The following is a 16441-nucleotide window of genomic DNA, read 5'->3' on the forward strand; positions in this document are numbered from 1 at the left end:
CAGGTACTGCACGAGCCCGGGGTGGCGGAGTTCCAGGGCGACTTGGTCGTCGTCGCTGGCCGGGATGAAGGCGACGGTCCGGTCGAACACGATCACACCGACGACGATGTCCTCGCCGCCGCACCGGACGGCACGCTGCCGACGTACCGTCCCGACCCCGACTCCACCGCCTACGTCCTGTTCACCTCCGGCACCACCGGGCGCCCCAAGGGCATGCCGCTGCGGCACCGGCACGTCCTGCCCTTCGTCCGTGAGTGCCTCGCCCGGTACGAGGTCGGGCCGGGGTGCCGTATGTCGCACACCTTCGACCTGAGCTTCGACCCGTCCGTCTTCGACCTCTTCGTCACCTGGGCCGGCGGCGCAGTCCTCGTCGTGCCCGCCCGCGCCGAGATGTTCAGCCCCGTCGACTACGTGGCGGGGCGGGCCCTGACTCACTGGTTCTCCGTGCCCTCCGCCATCTCCGTCAGCGCCCAGCTCGGCAGGCTGCCCACCGGGCCGACCACCGCGGCCACCCCGCCCGGCGCGATCACTGCCCTGCGTTACAGCGTCTTCGGTGGCGAGCAGTTCACCCTCGACCAGGCGCGCGCCTGGCACGCCGTTGCCCCCGGATCCCGTATCGACAACGCCTACGGACCCAGCGAGGCCGCCATCGCCTGCGCCGCCTACCGGCTGCCCCGCGACCCCGTCCACTGGCCCCTTACCTCCAACGGCACCGTCCCCATCGGCCAGGTATTCGACCATTTGGAGCCGCTGCGCGACGCCGGCACCGGTGAGCTGTGCGTACGCGGACCCCAGCGCTTCGACGGCTACGTGGACCCCCGCGACGACACCGGACGCTTCCTCGGCCCCGAGGACGGTGGACGCCCGGGGCCCGAGGACTTCTTCCGCACCGGCGACCGGGTCGGTCTTGAGAACGGCCAACTCGTCCACCTGGGACGCCTCGACGACCAGGTGAAGATCCGCGGCCTGCGCGTGGAACCCGGCGACGTGGAGGCAAGCCTGCGCCGACTGCCTCAGATCCACGACGTCGTCGTGACCTCCGTGCGCCGCGACGACATCGCCGAACTGGTCGCCTGCTACACCGGCGAGGCCGTCCCGTCCCATGACCTGGTCCGAGCCCTGCGCGCGAGTCTCCCCATCCATCTCGTACCGCGGCGCTTCCTGCACCTGGCGACTCTGCCCCTCAACGCCAACGGCAAGACCGACCGGCAGTCGCTGCGGGCCCTCGCCGACCGGGCCGCGCGTGCCGGCACGCCCTCAACCCTCACCACCCCGGCCGACCGGGACCGGAGCGACCACCCGAACCAGTAACCGAAGGAGCTGACATGGGCCTGCTGCGTGGCGCCGCGACCCCCTACCCCGCGGACTCGACCATCCCCGAGCGCTTCGCCGAACAGACGCGGGCCCGCCCCGACAAGGTCGCCGTCGTGGACGGCGCGCACTCCCTCACGTACACCGAACTCGATCGGCGCTCCGACCGGCTCGCCCACCTGCTGCGCGAACGGGGCGTCGACGACGAGACCCGGGTGGGAGTCCTCCTCGACAGCGGCCACGAGATGATCACTGCCCTCCTCGCCGTCCTCAAGGCCGGGGGCGCCTACGTTCCTGTCAACCCCGGATACCCGCGCCGCCGCCAGGAGGACATGCTGGCCGACGCGGGTGTGAGCGTCGTCCTGCGCGCACAGGACGTCCGGGCGGCCAGCGCGCAGGACACGGGCGGCGGTGTCGAGCCGGTGGCGGGGCCGCGCTCCCTCGCATACGTCCTGTTCACCTCGGGGTCCACCGGCAGGCCCAAGGGCGTGATGATCGAGCACCGGTCCGTGCTGCGGCTCGTCTGCGGCGGCGACGTCGTCCCGCTCGGTCCCGACGAACGGATCGCACAGGTGGCCGACGCGTCCTTCGACGCCTTCACCTACGAGGTCTGGGGCGCCCTGCTCAACGGTGCCACCCTCGTCGTCGTCCCTCGCGAGGTGGTCCTCGCGCCCGGCGAGCTGAAGCGGACGCTCGACACGCAGCGCGTCACCACCCTGGTCCTCACCTCGGCCCTGTTCACCGAGGTCATGGCCGACCGGCCCGACAGCTTCGGCGGCCTGCGCAATCTCGTCGTGGGCGGCGACGTGCTCAACGTGGCCCGGGCCCGCCAGCTCATCTCCGGCGCGCCCGCCGACCGGCCCGACCGCTTCGTGAACGGCTACGGCCCCACCGAGACGACTGTCTTCGCGGTGCGCGGCCCGGTCGAAACCGTCCCCGCCGACGCGACGGCCGTGCCGATCGGCGTACCCGTCGCGAACACCTCCTGCTACGTCCTCGACAAGAACCTCGAGCCGGTGCCCGACGGCGCCACCGGAGAACTCTTCATCGGCGGCCCCGGCGTCGGCAGGGGCTACGTGGGACGTCCCGACGAGACCCGGGAACGCTTCCTGCCCGACCCCTTCGCCGACGAGGACCGAGCCGTGATGTACCGCACCGGCGACCTGGTCAGCGCCCGCGCCGACGGCACCCTCGACTTCGTCGGCCGCGCCGACAACCAGGTCAAGATCCGCGGCTACCGCGTAGAGCCCGGCGAGGTGGAAGCCGTCCTCGCCACCCACCCCGGCATCCGCCAGGCGGCGGTCACCGTGAACGAGTCAACCGGCGACCGGCGCCTGGTGGCCCACGTGGTGCCCGCCGCGACCGACGGCGCACCCGACGGACTGCGCGAGTTCCTCGCGGGCGTGCTGCCCGAGTGGATGATCCCGGCCGCGTTCCTCGCCACGCCCCAACTGCCGCTGACCGTAGCCGGAAAGGTCGACCGTCTCGCCCTCCAGGCGCTTGTGGTGACCGCCCCCGACGCCGGTGCCGAAGCACCCGAAGCGCCCCGCACCGACCTCGAACGCCGCCTCGCGGCCTCCACCGCCGACATCCTGGGCCTCGCGTCCGTCGGCCTGACCGACGACTTCTTCGCGCTGGGCGGGCACTCGCTGCTCGCCATGCGGTTGGTTTCACGGGTCAACGACACGTTCGACGCGGATGTGGACCTCGGGGCGTTCCTCTACGACCCGACCGTGCTCAGGCTGGCCGCCGAGGTGTCCCGTGAGCGATGACCGCGAGGTCTCGCACGCCCAGCGGAAGGTGTGGATACTCGACCGGTTCCACCCGGGATCGGCCGTCTACACCGTCCCCCTGATCTACCGCGTCGACGGCGACCTGGACATCGAGGCGCTCGACCGCGCCCTGAGCGAGGTGGTCCGCAGACACGAGGTGCTGCGGACCGTCTACCGGCTGCGGGCGGGCGCCGTACGTCAGGCCGTCCGTCCCGCCGGGACGGTGAACGTCCCCGTCGTGGACGTCTCGGGCCACGCGGACCCGGACGCCGAGGCGCGCCACCGCGCCGACGCGGAGGGCAGGCGGCCATTCGACCTGGCGGCAGGACCGGTCATCAGGCCGCTGCTCCTGCGCGCCGCCCCCGACCGGCATCTGCTCTGCCTGACTCTCCATCACATCGCCTGCGACGGAAGGTCGCTGGAGATCCTGGAACACGAACTCTCCGTCTGCTACCGGGCGGCACGACGGCGGGAGCCGTCCGGGCTCCGGCCCCTCGCCGAGCAGTACGCCGACTTCGCCGCTTGGCAGACGAGCCGGCTGACGCAGGCGAGGACCGGGCCGCTGGTCGAGCACTGGCGCACCCACCTCGCCGGACTCCCCGCCCCCGCGACCCTCCCGGCCGACCGCGAGCGCCCCGCCGTCCAGGGGACGTTCGGCGGACATGTGGGATTCACCGTGGAACCGGCGGTGACCGACCGGATGGCGACGCTCGCCAAGGCATGCCGGACGACGCCGTTCGCCGTGCTGCTGGCGGTGTATGCGACCCTCGTGCGGTTGCGCGGCGGCGGCCCCGATGCAGTGATCGGGGCGCCGGTGACGTCCCGGCTGCGCGAGAGCCACCACCAGATGATCGGCATGTTCGTGAACACGCTCGTCCACCGCATCGACGTGTCGGGGCAGCCCACCTTCGAGGAGCTTGTGCACCGGGCCCGTGACGAGAGCCGCCGTGCGATGGCGCACCAGGCTGTGCCGTTCGACCTGCTCGTGGACGAGTTGAAGCCCGTACGTGACCCGGGCTTCAATCCCGTCTTCCAACTCATGCTGGGCTACCAGGAGGTTGCCCACGAGGAGGGCGCAGGGCGTGGCCTCACGCTTCCTGGCTGCACGGTGCGCGGAGAGTTCGGCGACACCGCGACGGCCAAGGTCGACCTCTCCCTGACCGTCACACGCTCAGGTGCGGGCTGCTCGGGGCGCCTTGAGTACAGCACCGACCTCTTCGAGGCGGCGACAGCACGGGACATCGCCGAACAGTTCCGGACCGTCCTCGCCGCGGGCACCGCCGATCCACAGCTCAGGCCGGGGAGCTGGGCATGAGCAGAGGCGGTACGGCGACGGTCCTGTCCGACCAGGGTGGGGACGGCCCTCAGGCGGCGGGAGCGGTGCGCCGGAACTCGTAGAGCACATACACAAGCGACGTCAGGCAGCCGCCCTCGCCGCTGCGGGGACCCGTGTAGTCCGCAGGGAGGGCGATCTCCTCCCTGCGGTACACGGACGCGGTGAATCCCGACTGTGCGGCCAACTCGTGGAGTCGCTGCGGGTTTCCGAGGGTCTCGCTGAAGCCCAGGAAGACGCGCGTGGCCTCGGACATGTGCTGTTCGAGTCCGGCGAAGAACGCGCCGTGCATCTTGTAGTCGGAATCGAAGGCCGCGTAGTCGATCTGACTTCGGTAGTCGTGCCCGACCGGCGCCTCGACGAACGGCGAATTCCAGTAGATCAGGTCGAACACCGTGCCCTCGTCGAGCCCGGAGAACAGATCGCTGGTCAGCGTGGTGACCTTGTCGCCCACACCGTGCCGCGTCGCGTTCAGCTCGGCCGTGTCGGCCGCCGCCGGATTGATGTCGAGGGCACAGACCCGCGAACAGCCCCGCATCGCCGCGATGACGGCCGTCACGCCGGCACCGCAGCCGACTTCGAGGAAGCTGTCGACCTCCTCGTAGGGCAGCCAGGACGTGAAGAGCTTCGTGGCGACCGCGTTTCCCGGCCACACGTCGGGGAGCAGATGCCATTCGAGGTCGAAGACCGTGAAGGTGTCCTGCGGCGGACGCTCCCGGAAACGGGAGATGTCCCACAGCCCCACGTCGTAACTGAACTCATTGAGCATGAGGACTCCTGTCGGGTCTCGCGGCCTGCCGGGCGCGCGTCACGAGCTCCGACGCGGCTCCAACGGATCATCCATGTCACTGAATTCCCCGTCAACGGCGTTCCAGGGCCGGTGTCGGACGGCTGAAAAGACGAGAAACGATGTCGTTGCCGGTGTCGCTGGTTGCGTTGCGTCAACTATTCGCTGTGACGTCACGAGGAACGCCCGTAGGGTTCGCGCATGGCAGACGGGAGTGAGCGGGCCGTTCAAGCGGCCATTGAGGCGGAGATGCGGCTTCTCGACCCTGACGTGCGTGCTTCGCCGGCCCGGGTCCTGGAGCTCCTGGACCCGGAATTCCTTGAGATCGGCGCGTCGGGGCGGCGCTGGGACGCGACATCGATTCTCACGGTGACGAGCGACGGTTCGGTGGCCCCCGAAGCTCCGGTCGAGGTCAGCGAGATGTCAGGTACCGCGCTCGCTCCCGGCATCGTTCACCTGACGTACTTTGCTGACCACAATGGGCGCCGCGCACGGCGGAGCTCCATGTGGCGTCTGACGGAAGTGGGCTGGCGCATGTACTTCCACCAGGGCACTACGACGAGCTGAGCGGTCGGTGGCCACCGCCTGCAAGGCGGCGGCCACCGAGGCTGGGCCGTTGCTGTCAGCCGGCCTTGACGGGTTCTTCCGCGCGCCCCGGTGCTGGCGAGGCGGCAGGAGTCGGTGCCGGTCCCGATGATGGTGCCGTTGGAGGTCAGGTGGTCGACGATGGCCTGCGCCATCACCGGCACCGTCAAGCCTGCTGTCCGGTACGACGATACCGTCGGCGCGCGCCAACAGCCCAGCAACTTCGAGACGACAACCGATGCCGTGGGCAGCCAGTCTTTCGCGGCCGCCAGGGGCGCCACCATGTCCCGGTCGGGCCTGGCATGGCTCAGTCCTGACGGCCAGACGGCCGTATGAGAACAGGGCGACTTGCCACGCCTCGGATCGCCGGCAGCGTCGTCACCCCCCGGAGCCGCTGCATCTTGGTCCACTACCGGGACGACCGGACGAGTTGAGTCACTCCATCGTTGCGGTGCGTTGGCGGGGGACACCCGAACCAGTGCAGTACTGTGCGTATTCAAACGATTACGCAACGTGATCGTTTCGAAGTGGAGGAGCTTTTCATGCGCATTCGATCTGCCTGCGCCACGATCGCCGTAGCACTGAGCGCGACCGTGCTCGGAGTGGGTACCGCCGACGCGACCGGACCACTGAGCGGCACCAAGGTCCGCAACTGGCAGACCGGCTACGTCCTCGGAGTGGCCGGCAATTCAACGGTCGGCGGCGCCCAGATCCATTACGAGGTCGACACCGACAACCTGGCCCAGAAGTGGGCCATCGACCCGGTCACCAGCACCACCTTCCTGCTGCGCAATCTCAACAGCGACATGTGTGTCACAGCTGTCGGCGGAGGCGCTAGCGAAGCCCTCCAGCAGCGCCCGTGTGACTCCCGCTGGGACGAGCAGATCTTCAGCATGGAGGAAGCCAGCAAGCCGAGCCGGTACCAGCTCAAGAACAAGGCCCACAACCTGTGTCTGAACCCCTCCACCGCTGGCGCTCCCGCTTACGCCCGAGTCGTCGGCTGCAGCACTACCAACGGCTACAACGCCCACTCGTTCGACGTCCGCTGACGCGGGGCGGCCAGGCCCACCCGTACGAAGCAGCGTGACGAAACAACCCCCTTGTCCGGCGGAAGGCCGGACAAGGGGGTTGTTCATGTGCTGCGACAACCCGGCGGTGAGGGTCTCTCACCTCACTCGATTCCATGGTCCCTCGTGGCACACCGACCTGTTACGACAAGCTGGGCTACGTCTTCCACGTCACCATCACCGCCGCAGCAATCCGGCGATGGCCCCGGCCGTGAGCGAACTCACTCCCTCTGAACTGACGCCCGGGAGTAGAGCAACAGCGCGACAAGACAACGGGGACAGCCCCCGCGTTCCATGGCTGCGGCACGATCTTCAGAGCGTCAACCGTCAGATCGGTGACCAGGATCCAGCTCAGGAAGAGTCCCGGACGTTTGATCGGCGTCTGGCCACGGCGGCCGAAGGGCTCCGGTTTCCTTCCCTGTCGACGCGCTGACGTCCCGCACACCAGCGTCCCACATTTTGCGCGACCGTCACCTCCGCCCACTTTCCTCAAGCCGGGGTCCTCTTGAATACTCCGTCTGCCCCTCTTCGTGGACGGACATCATCGAAGCAACAGGAGGACCCCCACACCCATGAACGAAATCAATCGGCGTCGCTTCCTTCAAATCGCCGGAGCCACCGCAGGGTTCGCCGCCCTGTCCGGCTCCATCGACCGCGCCGCAGCCATCCCCGCGGCGCGCCGCAGCGGAACCGTCCAGGACATCGAACACATCGTCGTCCTCATGCAGGAGAACCGTTCCTTCGATCATTACTTCGGCTCGATGAAGGGTGTCAGGGGCTTCGGAGACCCCCGCCCGGTGACACTGCCCAGCGGCAAACCGGTATGGCACCAGGCAAGCTTCGGCAAGGAAACCCTGCCCTACCACCCGGACGCCAATAACCTGGGCATGCAGTTCATCGCGGGCCTCGACCACGACTGGGCCGGCGGCCACAACGCGTTCAACAACGGCAAGTACGACAACTGGATCCCCGCCAAAGGCACCGGCACCATGGCGTACCTGACACGGGACGACATCCCGTTCCACTACGCTCTCGCCGACAAATTCACCATCTGCGACAACTATCACTGCTCGTTCATCGGCGCGACAGACCCGAACCGCTATTACATGCTCTCCGGACACGTTGGCAACGACGGCACCGGCGGCGGCCCGGTTCTCGGCAACCAGGAGGCAGGCTACGGCTGGACGACGTACGCCGAACGCCTTGAGAAGGCAGGCATCTCCTGGAAGGTGTACCAGGACATCGGCGACGGCCTCGACGCGGCCGGCGGCTGGGGCTGGATCAACGACGCATACCGTGGCAACTACGGCGACAATTCCCTGCTGTACTTCAACAACTACCGTAATGCCAAGCCCGGCGACCCCCTGTACGAAAAGGCCCGCACCGGCACGAACGCCAAGGCGGGAGACGGATACTTCGACATCCTCAAAGCCGACGTCAAGGCAGCAAGGTTGCCGCAGATCTCCTGGATCGCCGCCCCTGAAGCGTTCTCCGAGCACCCCAACTGGCCTGCAAACTACGGCGCTTGGTACATATCGCATGTCCTTGACGCGCTCACCTCGAACCCCGACGTATGGAGCAGGACCGCCCTGTTCATCACATACGATGAGAACGACGGCTACTTCGACCACGTCGTGCCGCCCTACCCGCCGGCTTCCGCCAGCCAAGGCCTGTCCACCGTCGACACCACACTCGACCACTACAAGGGCAGCATCGGGTACGCCGCAGGTCCCTACGGCCTCGGACAGCGTGTCCCGATGATCGTTGTCTCGCCGTGGTCCACTGGCGGATACGTCTGCTCCGAGACCTTCGACCACACCTCGATCCTGCGCTTCATGGAGAACCGGTTCGGAGTGAAGGAGACCAACATCTCACCATGGCGGCGCGCCATCTGCGGTGACCTCACATCCGCCTTCGACTTCTCCCTCAAGATCACAGACCCGGCTGACCTGCCGGACACCGCGGGTTACGCCCCACCGGATCGCGACCGCCACAACAGCTACGTACCGAGGCCGCCCGCCCAGGGCACCCTGCCCCGGCAAGAGGCCGGCGCGCGGCCGAGCCGCCCGCTCCCTTACGCCCCCTACGTCGACGGGGCCGCAGACCTCACCACCGGCAAGTACAAGCTGACGTTCAGTGCAGGGGACCGGGCGGGCGCCGCCTTCCAGGTGCGCTCGCAGAAGCGCACCGACGGCCCATGGACGTACACGGCGGCAGCTGGCAAGACCGTTTCCGACAGCTGGAACTCGTTTTACTCCGGCGGAAGTTACGACCTCACGGCCCACGGCCCGAACGGCTTCCTGCGCACCTTCAAGGGCAACAACAAAGCCGCCGAGCCGGAGGTGACGACACGCCACGACGCCGGCAACCTGAAGCTCACCCTGACCAACCCGTCGACCGCCGACGCGCACGTCACCGTGACCAACGCGTACGGCGGCGAGCGCCAAACCTACACGGTTCGCACCGGTGCCACCGTCGTGCAGAGCATCGACCTGCGCGCCACCAAGCGCTGGTACGACCTGACGGTCGTCGTCGAGGGCAACGCCGGATACCTGCGGCGCATGGCCGGGCACGTCGAGAACGGTCAAGCCGGCGTGAGCGACCCGGGCATCGCAACCGTGTGAAACCTGCACTCGCCACCTGGCGGACGGAGGGGCACACCCTCGGAGGGTGACGAGGCACCAGTGCGACGTGCCGGAAATCACCAAGATCTTGGACACACGCACGAGTAGTCACACCGGCAGGAGAACCCTGACCGGCCGGGCGCGCCACCCGTCGTGGGAGGCCACCCGGCCGGGCATGTACCGGCGTGCTCAGCCTCCTGGACACCATCTCCACGCCGGAATCCGGATCACGGAGCGCGGACGGCGCCCCAGGCGCGTCCGCTGCACCGAGCCAGTCACTGGAGCACGAGACCGACTTCGGCTCGTCAGGGTGATCTTTCTCGAAGTCCCTGATGGGTGAGCATCCGGGCCCCTTCCTGAGCCAGGAAGACAACCCGTTGTGCACGATCAGTGAATCTTTCGAGCACCCCACACCCCCCGTGGTCCCGATCAAAACCTCGACGTCGGCAAGCTGGTCAACGGCCGCAAGAGGCACGTCGTGGTCGACACGCCCGGCCCGCTGCCGGGGGTGATGGTCACCGCCGCGGACACCGGAGACCGGGCTGCCGCCCACGTCCTGCTCACGCGGGTGGCCGGGGCACACCACCGTCCCGCCCTGGTGTGGGCCGACGGCGGCTACACCCGGCAGTTTGATCGAGTACTGCATGGCCGCGCTCGCGCTGGTCCTGGTGATCGTCAGACGCAGCGACGACCGACGCGGCCCGTCTGACGCGCCGAGCTCCCGTCGCCCTCGGCAATCCAACCGTTCCACCCCCGAAAGATGACTCCGGAGGTCGGACGCCGGCGGTGACACTCCCGAAAGACGAAGGCCACGGCGTGAGTGAATAGGGGGCATGCTCTTCGACTTCACGCACGACCACGACGGTGAACGGCTCAGCGGTGTGTACGGCGGTGATCCTTCCGGGGGCACCGCCGTGGTGCTGCATGGCGCAGGCACCAGCAGCATGGAGCGACTGATCCCGCTGGTAAGGGAATTCGTGGCCCACGGCTGTCGAGGGATCGCCTTCGACTTCTCCGGGCACGGAGAAAGCACCGGGAAGCTCAGTGAGCTGAGCCTGCGGCGACGGTTCGAGCAGGCCGTCGCGGTGATCGACGCGTACGCGGGGGCGGACGGACCGCTGGTCCTGGTGGGTTTCAGTATGAGCGGCCAGACGGTGGCCGATCTTGTCCGGCACTTTGGGGATCGGGTGGCGGCGCTGGGGCTGTGCGCGCCCGCCGTGTACACCGCCGAGGCGTGGGACGTGCCCTTCCAGAACGGGAACGGCCGATTCAGTGGGATCATCCGGCAGCCGGAGAGCTGGCGGGAGGCGCCCGCGCTTCAGGTACTGCGTGCCTACGAGGGCCGGGCGGTGCTCGCTGTGCCGGGCACCGACGCGGTGATACCGCCCGCGGTGACCGAGTCGGTACAGGACTCGCTGGCCGCGCGCGCCCAGTACACACGGTTCGACCTTCCGGACGCGCAGCACCAGCTGGGAATGTGGTTCCACGATCACGACGACGACCGGCGGGAGTTCGTGGATGCGGTGCTGACGGGCCTCGACGACCATGGCTGGTCGGCCACGCGTGCGTGGGTGGCCAAGCAGCTCGGCCACGGCCGCTCGGTCGTCAACTTGCGCCTCTTGTACGGTGGTTGGAGCTCCCAGATGCGCCGGCTCATGCTCGACGACGGCTCCGCCCTGGTGCAACGGACCTTCGTGAAGCCGTTCTTCCGCCATGCAGGGCGCGGGCTGCTGGCCCGCGAGGCGTCCGTCCTGGCGCTGCTCGCCGGACAGGGAGGTATCCCGGCGCCCCGGTTCGTCGCTGCGGATGCCATGGCCGAACACTGCGACCACCCGACCCTGTTGATGTCCGCCCTGCCGGGCCGCGTCCGCGTGGACGAGGACGGCCTCGACCGGCGTCTGGACCTGCTCGCGGCTCAGCTCGTCCGCGTCCACGACGTCGTACCGGCCGAAAGACCGCGCACGTTCCAGGCGTGGACGTCCCCGGAGCGTGTCCGTACCCCGGGCGGTCCCTTGTGGGAGCGGGCCGTGGACATGATCCGCCGCGACCCGCCGCCGTACGAAGGCTGCTTTCTGCACCGCGATTTCCACCCTGGAAACGTGCTCTTCACGGGAGCCGGACCCAATCTGCGGATCACCGGTGTCGTGGACTGGGTCGAGACCTCGTGGGGACCTGCCGACCTCGACGTGGCGCACTGCTCGACAGCCCTCGCACTGCTGCACGGGCCGACGCACGGGCTGGAGTTCCGCGAGCGGTACGAGGCACACGGTGGCCGCGACCTCGCCGACGACCCCGACCACTTGTACTGGCGGCTGCTCGACGCCCTGCACTACTGCCCCGACGCCGCGAAGCTGGCCGGGCCGTGGCGTGAACTGGGGCGGGGCGATCTGACATCTGATGTGCTGGGAGAACGGCTGGAGGCGTACGTGGACGGACTGCTGCAGCGGTACGGCTGAGCGCCCTGAGACACTCGTCTGACACCGACCCGAGGAGGCGTGCGCATTGGCCACCGCGGTGCTCGTCCATGGCCTGTATCACCGCCCTGAGCACTTCGCCGTGGTGGCACAACGATTGTGGACCACAGGAACCGGGGGTGTCGTTCCCGGGTTCAACCGGGGCTCATGCGGAACGGCTGGAGGCAGGCGGGGACGGCTCCGCAGCCGCCGCCGGACGGTCAGCACCTGCGGTGCACGGAAACGGCGTACTTCCCGTCGGTGTAAGGGGCTCGAGACCAGGTCGCGTATCTGGCTTCAAGGACGAGTCCCGCCGCACGGCAGTGAGCGTCGTATTCGTCCAGCGTGTAACCACGGTCCAGGGAGAACCCCGCAACAAGGCGGCCGCACGAACGGACGTGGCCTGCCACCCCGGCGACCAGGGCCGGTTCCGTTCCCGGCGGGGTGAACAGGGGGACGTTGCCCGCCATCACCACGACGTCGAACGACAGCCCCAGGTCGAGGCCGACCAGGTCGTGCTGGTGCCAGCGGATTTCCGGCGCCAGACGCCGGGCGGTCGTGATCATCGATTCGTTGACGTCCACGCCGACCACGGCGATCCCGTAGCGGGCCAACTCGATGGCCACTCGGCCAGTACCGCAGCCCGCATCGAGGACGGTGGTGGGCTCGAAGGAGCGGACCAGCGCGGCTTCACCGTGAACGTCTCCGCCCTCTGCGGCAATGCAGTCGAACCGGGCCTGGTACTCGTCACCGTTCCACGTCATGCGATCACTGTGGCACACCCGACGTTCCGACCGTAGCCCGGCCTCCGACACCTGAGAGCCTCTAGTCAAACACCTCATCTGGGACAAAGTGCTCTCCAGGGGGCTGTTTCGCCGTCCTTGATCGGTGGAGGCAGGTCACCTGCGAGGAGCCCGGATACAACCCTCGCGGCCCGCCGTGAGTCAGAGACGCCGCGATGGGGTGCGGGCCTTCGTGCAACCCGGCCACAGGAATGACATACGATGCGCGCGAGCTTCGTAAAGATCACTTAAGAGGATGTACACGTCATGACAATCAGTGCTCCGTATCGTTCCCTTCGCGGCATATCTGCCGTTGCCGCCCTGCTCGCGATCGGTGCGGTGGGATGCTCGGACGTCTCCGACGCCGTCGACAGCGCCAAGGACAGCGCGAAGAAGGTGACTCGTCAGCGCTCGGTTTTCTCGTTGGACATCGGCGACTGCTACAACCCGAACGGCAAGGCCGAGGGGACGGCGTACGCCGTCGAGATCGTGCCTTGCGACGAGGCGCACGAGGGCCAGGTCGTCGGCGAGTTCGCGATCGACAAGGGCAAGGAGTACCCCGGCGACGACGGGGTCTCGACGATCGCGGACAACCGCTGCCCGGTCGAGGCGCAGAAGTACGCCCCGGACACCTGGGCGCTCCCCAAGGGCGTCGCCCTCTTCTACTACACCCCGACCAAGGAGAGCTGGGTGACGGGTGACCGCGCAGTGAGCTGCACCTACACCGTGGAGAAGGGCACGTTCAGCGGCTCGCTGGGCACCGCGAAGTCCCTCAAGCCCGAGCAGACCACGTACCTCAAGGGTTCGAACGCGGTCTACGAGGCCCTGTGGGCGAACCAGTCCGAGAAGGACGCCGTCGAGGACGACCTGGCCGGCTACAAGGCGCAGGCCAAGGCCGTCGCGGCCGCCCTCGACGCACACGTCAAGGGCCTGGACGACATCGAGGGCACCGAGGTCGGCAAGCTCCGCGCGACGCTGACAAAGGCGGCCAAAAACTGGAAGAAGGCTGCGAACGCCGCCGACGCCGACGCCTTTTACATCGCCTACGACCCGGCGTTCACCGGCATTGACCCGAACAAGTCGGTTGCCGCCCGCAAGGAACTGGGCCTGGCCACCACCGTCCCGGCCGACGAGGCCGAGGTCTGGGCGGGCTGACGCTCCGTCGGAGTAGCGGGGCTGTGTCCGTCAAGGACCTGGCCGGATGGCGGCGCCTCGCTGTTTGAGTGGCGCAGGGGGCCGCCGTCACCGAGAGCGGCTGCTTTCTCGGCCGGGATCCCGATGCCACAGCCCGGTCCCTTCAGTCCCTGTGGGGCAACCGCGACACCGCCCTCGCCAGCCCTGGGGCGGGTGGGATCGGCGTTGCCCCGCCCTGGCCGTCGGCGATCCTGGCGTTGCCGCGGCCGAGGCCGGCCCGCCTTGCGGATCTGGGCCGGTGACCTGAACCGTTCCAGCAGCGTGAGGACGGCCGGGTGCTGCAATCGCGGCCTCAGGACCCGTTCCAAGAACCGGTGGATCTGGGTCAGCTGGCCGTGGAGCCGGTTCGCGACTCGGATGGCCTCGCCGGCCAGGTCGTCGTCGAAGCCGACGATCACCTCCAGCTCGGTGCTCGTCTCGTCGTCGAGGTCGATCGAGTGCAGGGTGTAGGGCCTCGCGCGGGCGGCGTCGGCGATGATGAACGCGTCTTCCGCGTCGGTCTTGGCCGCGCCGGGGTAGAGGTCGGCGATCCGCCGCATTGTCAGCCCCGGCAGGTAGGCGACCGGGCAGCCCATGTCCCGGGCCATGGCCAGCGGCAGGGCCTCGATCGAGGCCGGCCGACCACCACAGCACGGTTCCGTGCTTGGCCTGGAGTTTCGCGAACAGCTTGCGGAGCTTAGGTTCAGTATTGGGCAGCCGCTTGCCGAACGCCGCCAGGGCCTCTACCACTTCCTCCCGCGCGATCACACGCCGGTACAGCTTGATCTCCGCCGCCTCCAGCACCCCAGCCAGCCGCGCGACTTCTTCGCGCAGTCCTTCCACCCGCACCCGAGCCGCTGTCTCCCGCTCCTCCAGCATTCCCAGCACCGACGCCATCGCGCACCCCTCGATCACGGAGCCGAGCAGACGCCGCAGGCCTCCCTCAACTACACGGCAGTGGGGCTAGATCGCCCCGTTGACGCCTTCTCGTGCCACGTGCTTGCATCCCGGCATGACGCCGTTGGAGCCTCTGGCGCACCGCCGCGCCCCCGCGCAGCGGACCTCGGACGCCTTCCCGGCGCGCCGCCCAGTGCGTCGGCTCGCAATGTCCTCTCCTATGTCTGTCTGCTGTCTCAACGACGAGGAAATGTCATGCCTTCACCCGTCTCCGCCAGCAACCACGACGAATCCGCGTACGACCGCCGCAGGCTGAGCCAATGGCTCTCCGGGGAGGCAAGGGCGGACGGGGTCACCCGCCGCCGGCTGCTGACCCTGCTCGCCGCGACCGCCGCCGGGGCCGCGCTCCCGCCGCCGTACCTTGCTCATGCCGCCGATCCCACGATTGTCAAGCCGCTGCCGCCTGAGCGGTTCATCCGGCGCGACACCAATGCCGAGACCCGCTGGGAGGCGTTAAGCGGAACGGGCCACCACACCCCCAACGAACTGTTCTTCGTGCGCAACCACACCGCCACCCCTGTCCTGGATGCCGCCGACTGGCGGCTGAGGCTGTGGGGCAGCGGGCTGCGTGGCGCGCCCCGTGAGGACAGGCCGGTGGAGTTCGGGTACGACGATCTGCGCGCCTTGCCCGCCGTGACCCGTACAGCGTTCGTCGAGTGCGCCGGAAACGGTCGCAGCTACTTCACGACGCAGCAGGGCGAGAAGGTCACAGGCACCCCGTGGACGCTGGGCGCGATCGGCGTCGCGCGCTGGCGCGGGGTACGCCTGGCCGACGTCCTGCGCAAGGCCGGGCTGTCCTCGTACGCCATGGATGTGCAGCCCCGCGGTCTGGACGCCGATTTCTTCAGCGGCGGCGAGAACCTCGGGCGGGTACGCCGTCCGCTGCCGCTGGCCAAGGCGCTGGACGATGTGCTGCTGGCGTACGAGATGAACGGCGAACCGCTTCCGTACGACCACGGGTATCCGGTGCGGGTGCTGGTGCCGTGGTGGGTGGGGATCGCGTCGATCAAGTGGGTCGGCGACATCGAGGTGTCCACGCAGCCGCTCTACTCGCCCTGGAACACCATCTTCTACCGTCTGTTCGGCCCCGCATACCCGGAGGAGGGCAGCGCGCCGCTGAGCCGGCAGGTGGTCAGGAGTGCCTTCGAGCTTGCGAGCGGGGAGAGGTTCACGGTGGGGAAGGGAAAGGTGCTGCACGGCCGGTCGTGGTCGGGTGCGGGGGCCATCGCGCGGGTCGATGTCAGCACGGACGGAGGGGCGAGCTGGCGGCCCGCCCGCCTCCACGACCGGCCCCGTGCTGGCACCTGGACCCGCTGGTCCCTGACCTGGAAGCCCGACACACTCGGCGACACTCACCTCCTGGCCCGCGCCACCGACACGGCCGGTCACACCCAGCCGGACACCGCCGTGGCCAATACGCAGGGCTTTCTCTTCGACGCAGTGGTGCGGCACCAGGTGACCGTGATCTGACCACCATCAACGCGGGCAGTTCACTCCCGGCCGGGCATAGGCCGGTCGCCGGTGCGCGGCCGGCCCCCATCCTCACGATGAGTCAGCCGGCCCTGCCTGCTTCTTCCAGATGTGGATGGCGGCGGCC

At 68.7% G+C, this 16441-nt stretch carries 12 protein-coding genes and 3 pseudogenes; 11 read left to right on the forward strand and 4 right to left on the reverse strand.

Annotation, left to right across the window (positions count from 1 at the left end; translation table 11 throughout):
• Window positions 1-90, reverse strand: a pseudogene (locus tag ACWCQ6_RS26705) (helix-turn-helix transcriptional regulator); the annotation flags it as partial.
• Window positions 91-126: 36 nt separating this feature from the next.
• Here ACWCQ6_RS26705 and ACWCQ6_RS26710 point away from each other — a divergent pair.
• From ACWCQ6_RS26710 to ACWCQ6_RS26720, 3 genes and pseudogenes are all read left to right on the forward strand, one after another.
• Window positions 127-1311, forward strand: a pseudogene (locus ACWCQ6_RS26710) (AMP-binding protein); the annotation flags it as partial.
• Window positions 1312-1325: 14 nt separating this feature from the next.
• Entirely contained in the window at window positions 1326-3083 is a 1758-nt protein-coding gene (locus tag ACWCQ6_RS26715; RefSeq protein WP_451093315.1) for an amino acid adenylation domain-containing protein, read from the forward strand.
• A complete protein-coding gene (locus ACWCQ6_RS26720) occupies window positions 3073-4398 on the forward strand; it encodes a condensation domain-containing protein (RefSeq protein ID WP_451093317.1) in 1326 nt (441 codons plus the stop codon). The genes ACWCQ6_RS26715 and ACWCQ6_RS26720 overlap by 11 nt, the downstream gene beginning before the upstream one ends.
• Window positions 4399-4447: 49 nt before the next feature.
• Here ACWCQ6_RS26720 and ACWCQ6_RS26725 read toward each other — a convergent pair whose 3' ends face one another.
• Window positions 4448-5185 (reverse strand): methyltransferase, encoded by a 738-nt coding sequence (locus ACWCQ6_RS26725; RefSeq protein ID WP_451093319.1) that lies wholly within the window; start codon window positions 5183-5185, stop codon window positions 4448-4450.
• 219 nt (window positions 5186-5404) lie between these two features.
• Here ACWCQ6_RS26725 and ACWCQ6_RS26730 point away from each other — a divergent pair, with 219 nt between their 5' ends.
• The 6 genes from ACWCQ6_RS26730 (at window position 5405) to ACWCQ6_RS26755 (ending at window position 11935) form a co-directional block, all read left to right on the forward strand.
• Window positions 5405-5770 carry a nuclear transport factor 2 family protein gene (locus ACWCQ6_RS26730; RefSeq protein ID WP_451093321.1) on the forward strand — a complete coding sequence of 122 codons (366 nt, stop codon included), beginning with the start codon at window positions 5405-5407 and terminating at the stop codon, window positions 5768-5770.
• A 159-nt stretch (window positions 5771-5929) separates the two neighbouring features.
• A complete protein-coding gene (locus ACWCQ6_RS26735) occupies window positions 5930-6124 on the forward strand; it encodes a hypothetical protein (protein WP_451093323.1) in 195 nt (64 codons plus the stop codon).
• Between the two features lie 206 nt (window positions 6125-6330).
• Window positions 6331-6837, forward strand: a complete 507-nt coding sequence (locus ACWCQ6_RS26740; RefSeq protein WP_451093325.1) for an RICIN domain-containing protein — start codon at window positions 6331-6333, stop codon at window positions 6835-6837.
• A gap of 590 nt (window positions 6838-7427) precedes the next feature.
• Window positions 7428-9479 carry a phosphocholine-specific phospholipase C gene (locus ACWCQ6_RS26745; protein WP_451093327.1) on the forward strand — a complete coding sequence of 684 codons (2052 nt, stop codon included), beginning with the start codon at window positions 7428-7430 and terminating at the stop codon, window positions 9477-9479.
• A 394-nt stretch (window positions 9480-9873) separates the two neighbouring features.
• Window positions 9874-10188 (forward strand): transposase, encoded by a 315-nt coding sequence (locus ACWCQ6_RS26750; RefSeq protein WP_451093369.1) that lies wholly within the window; start codon window positions 9874-9876, stop codon window positions 10186-10188.
• A 124-nt stretch (window positions 10189-10312) separates the two neighbouring features.
• Window positions 10313-11935, forward strand: coding sequence for an alpha/beta fold hydrolase (locus tag ACWCQ6_RS26755; RefSeq protein ID WP_451093329.1), 1623 nt, complete (start codon window positions 10313-10315; stop codon window positions 11933-11935).
• Between the two features lie 218 nt (window positions 11936-12153).
• Here the strand turns inward: ACWCQ6_RS26755 and ACWCQ6_RS26760 are convergent, their stop codons facing one another.
• Window positions 12154-12696 carry a class I SAM-dependent DNA methyltransferase gene (locus ACWCQ6_RS26760; RefSeq protein WP_451093331.1) on the reverse strand — a complete coding sequence of 181 codons (543 nt, stop codon included), beginning with the start codon at window positions 12694-12696 and terminating at the stop codon, window positions 12154-12156.
• Between the two features lie 285 nt (window positions 12697-12981).
• On the opposite strand from ACWCQ6_RS26760, the gene ACWCQ6_RS26765 reads away from it, so the two are divergent.
• Window positions 12982-13869: a septum formation family protein gene (locus ACWCQ6_RS26765; RefSeq protein WP_451093333.1), complete on the forward strand. Its 888-nt coding sequence runs from the start codon at window positions 12982-12984 to the stop codon at window positions 13867-13869.
• 251 nt (window positions 13870-14120) lie between these two features.
• Here ACWCQ6_RS26765 and ACWCQ6_RS26770 read toward each other — a convergent pair.
• Window positions 14121-14616 (reverse strand): annotated as a pseudogene (locus tag ACWCQ6_RS26770) (IS110 family transposase); the annotation flags it as partial.
• A gap of 423 nt (window positions 14617-15039) precedes the next feature.
• Between ACWCQ6_RS26770 and ACWCQ6_RS26775 the strand changes: the two are divergent.
• Window positions 15040-16314 (forward strand): sulfite oxidase, encoded by a 1275-nt coding sequence (locus ACWCQ6_RS26775; RefSeq protein ID WP_451093335.1) that lies wholly within the window; start codon window positions 15040-15042, stop codon window positions 16312-16314.
• The last annotated feature ends 127 nt before the right edge of the window (window positions 16315-16441 follow it).

The sequence above is a fragment of the Streptomyces sp. NPDC001880 genome (genome assembly GCF_053594575.1).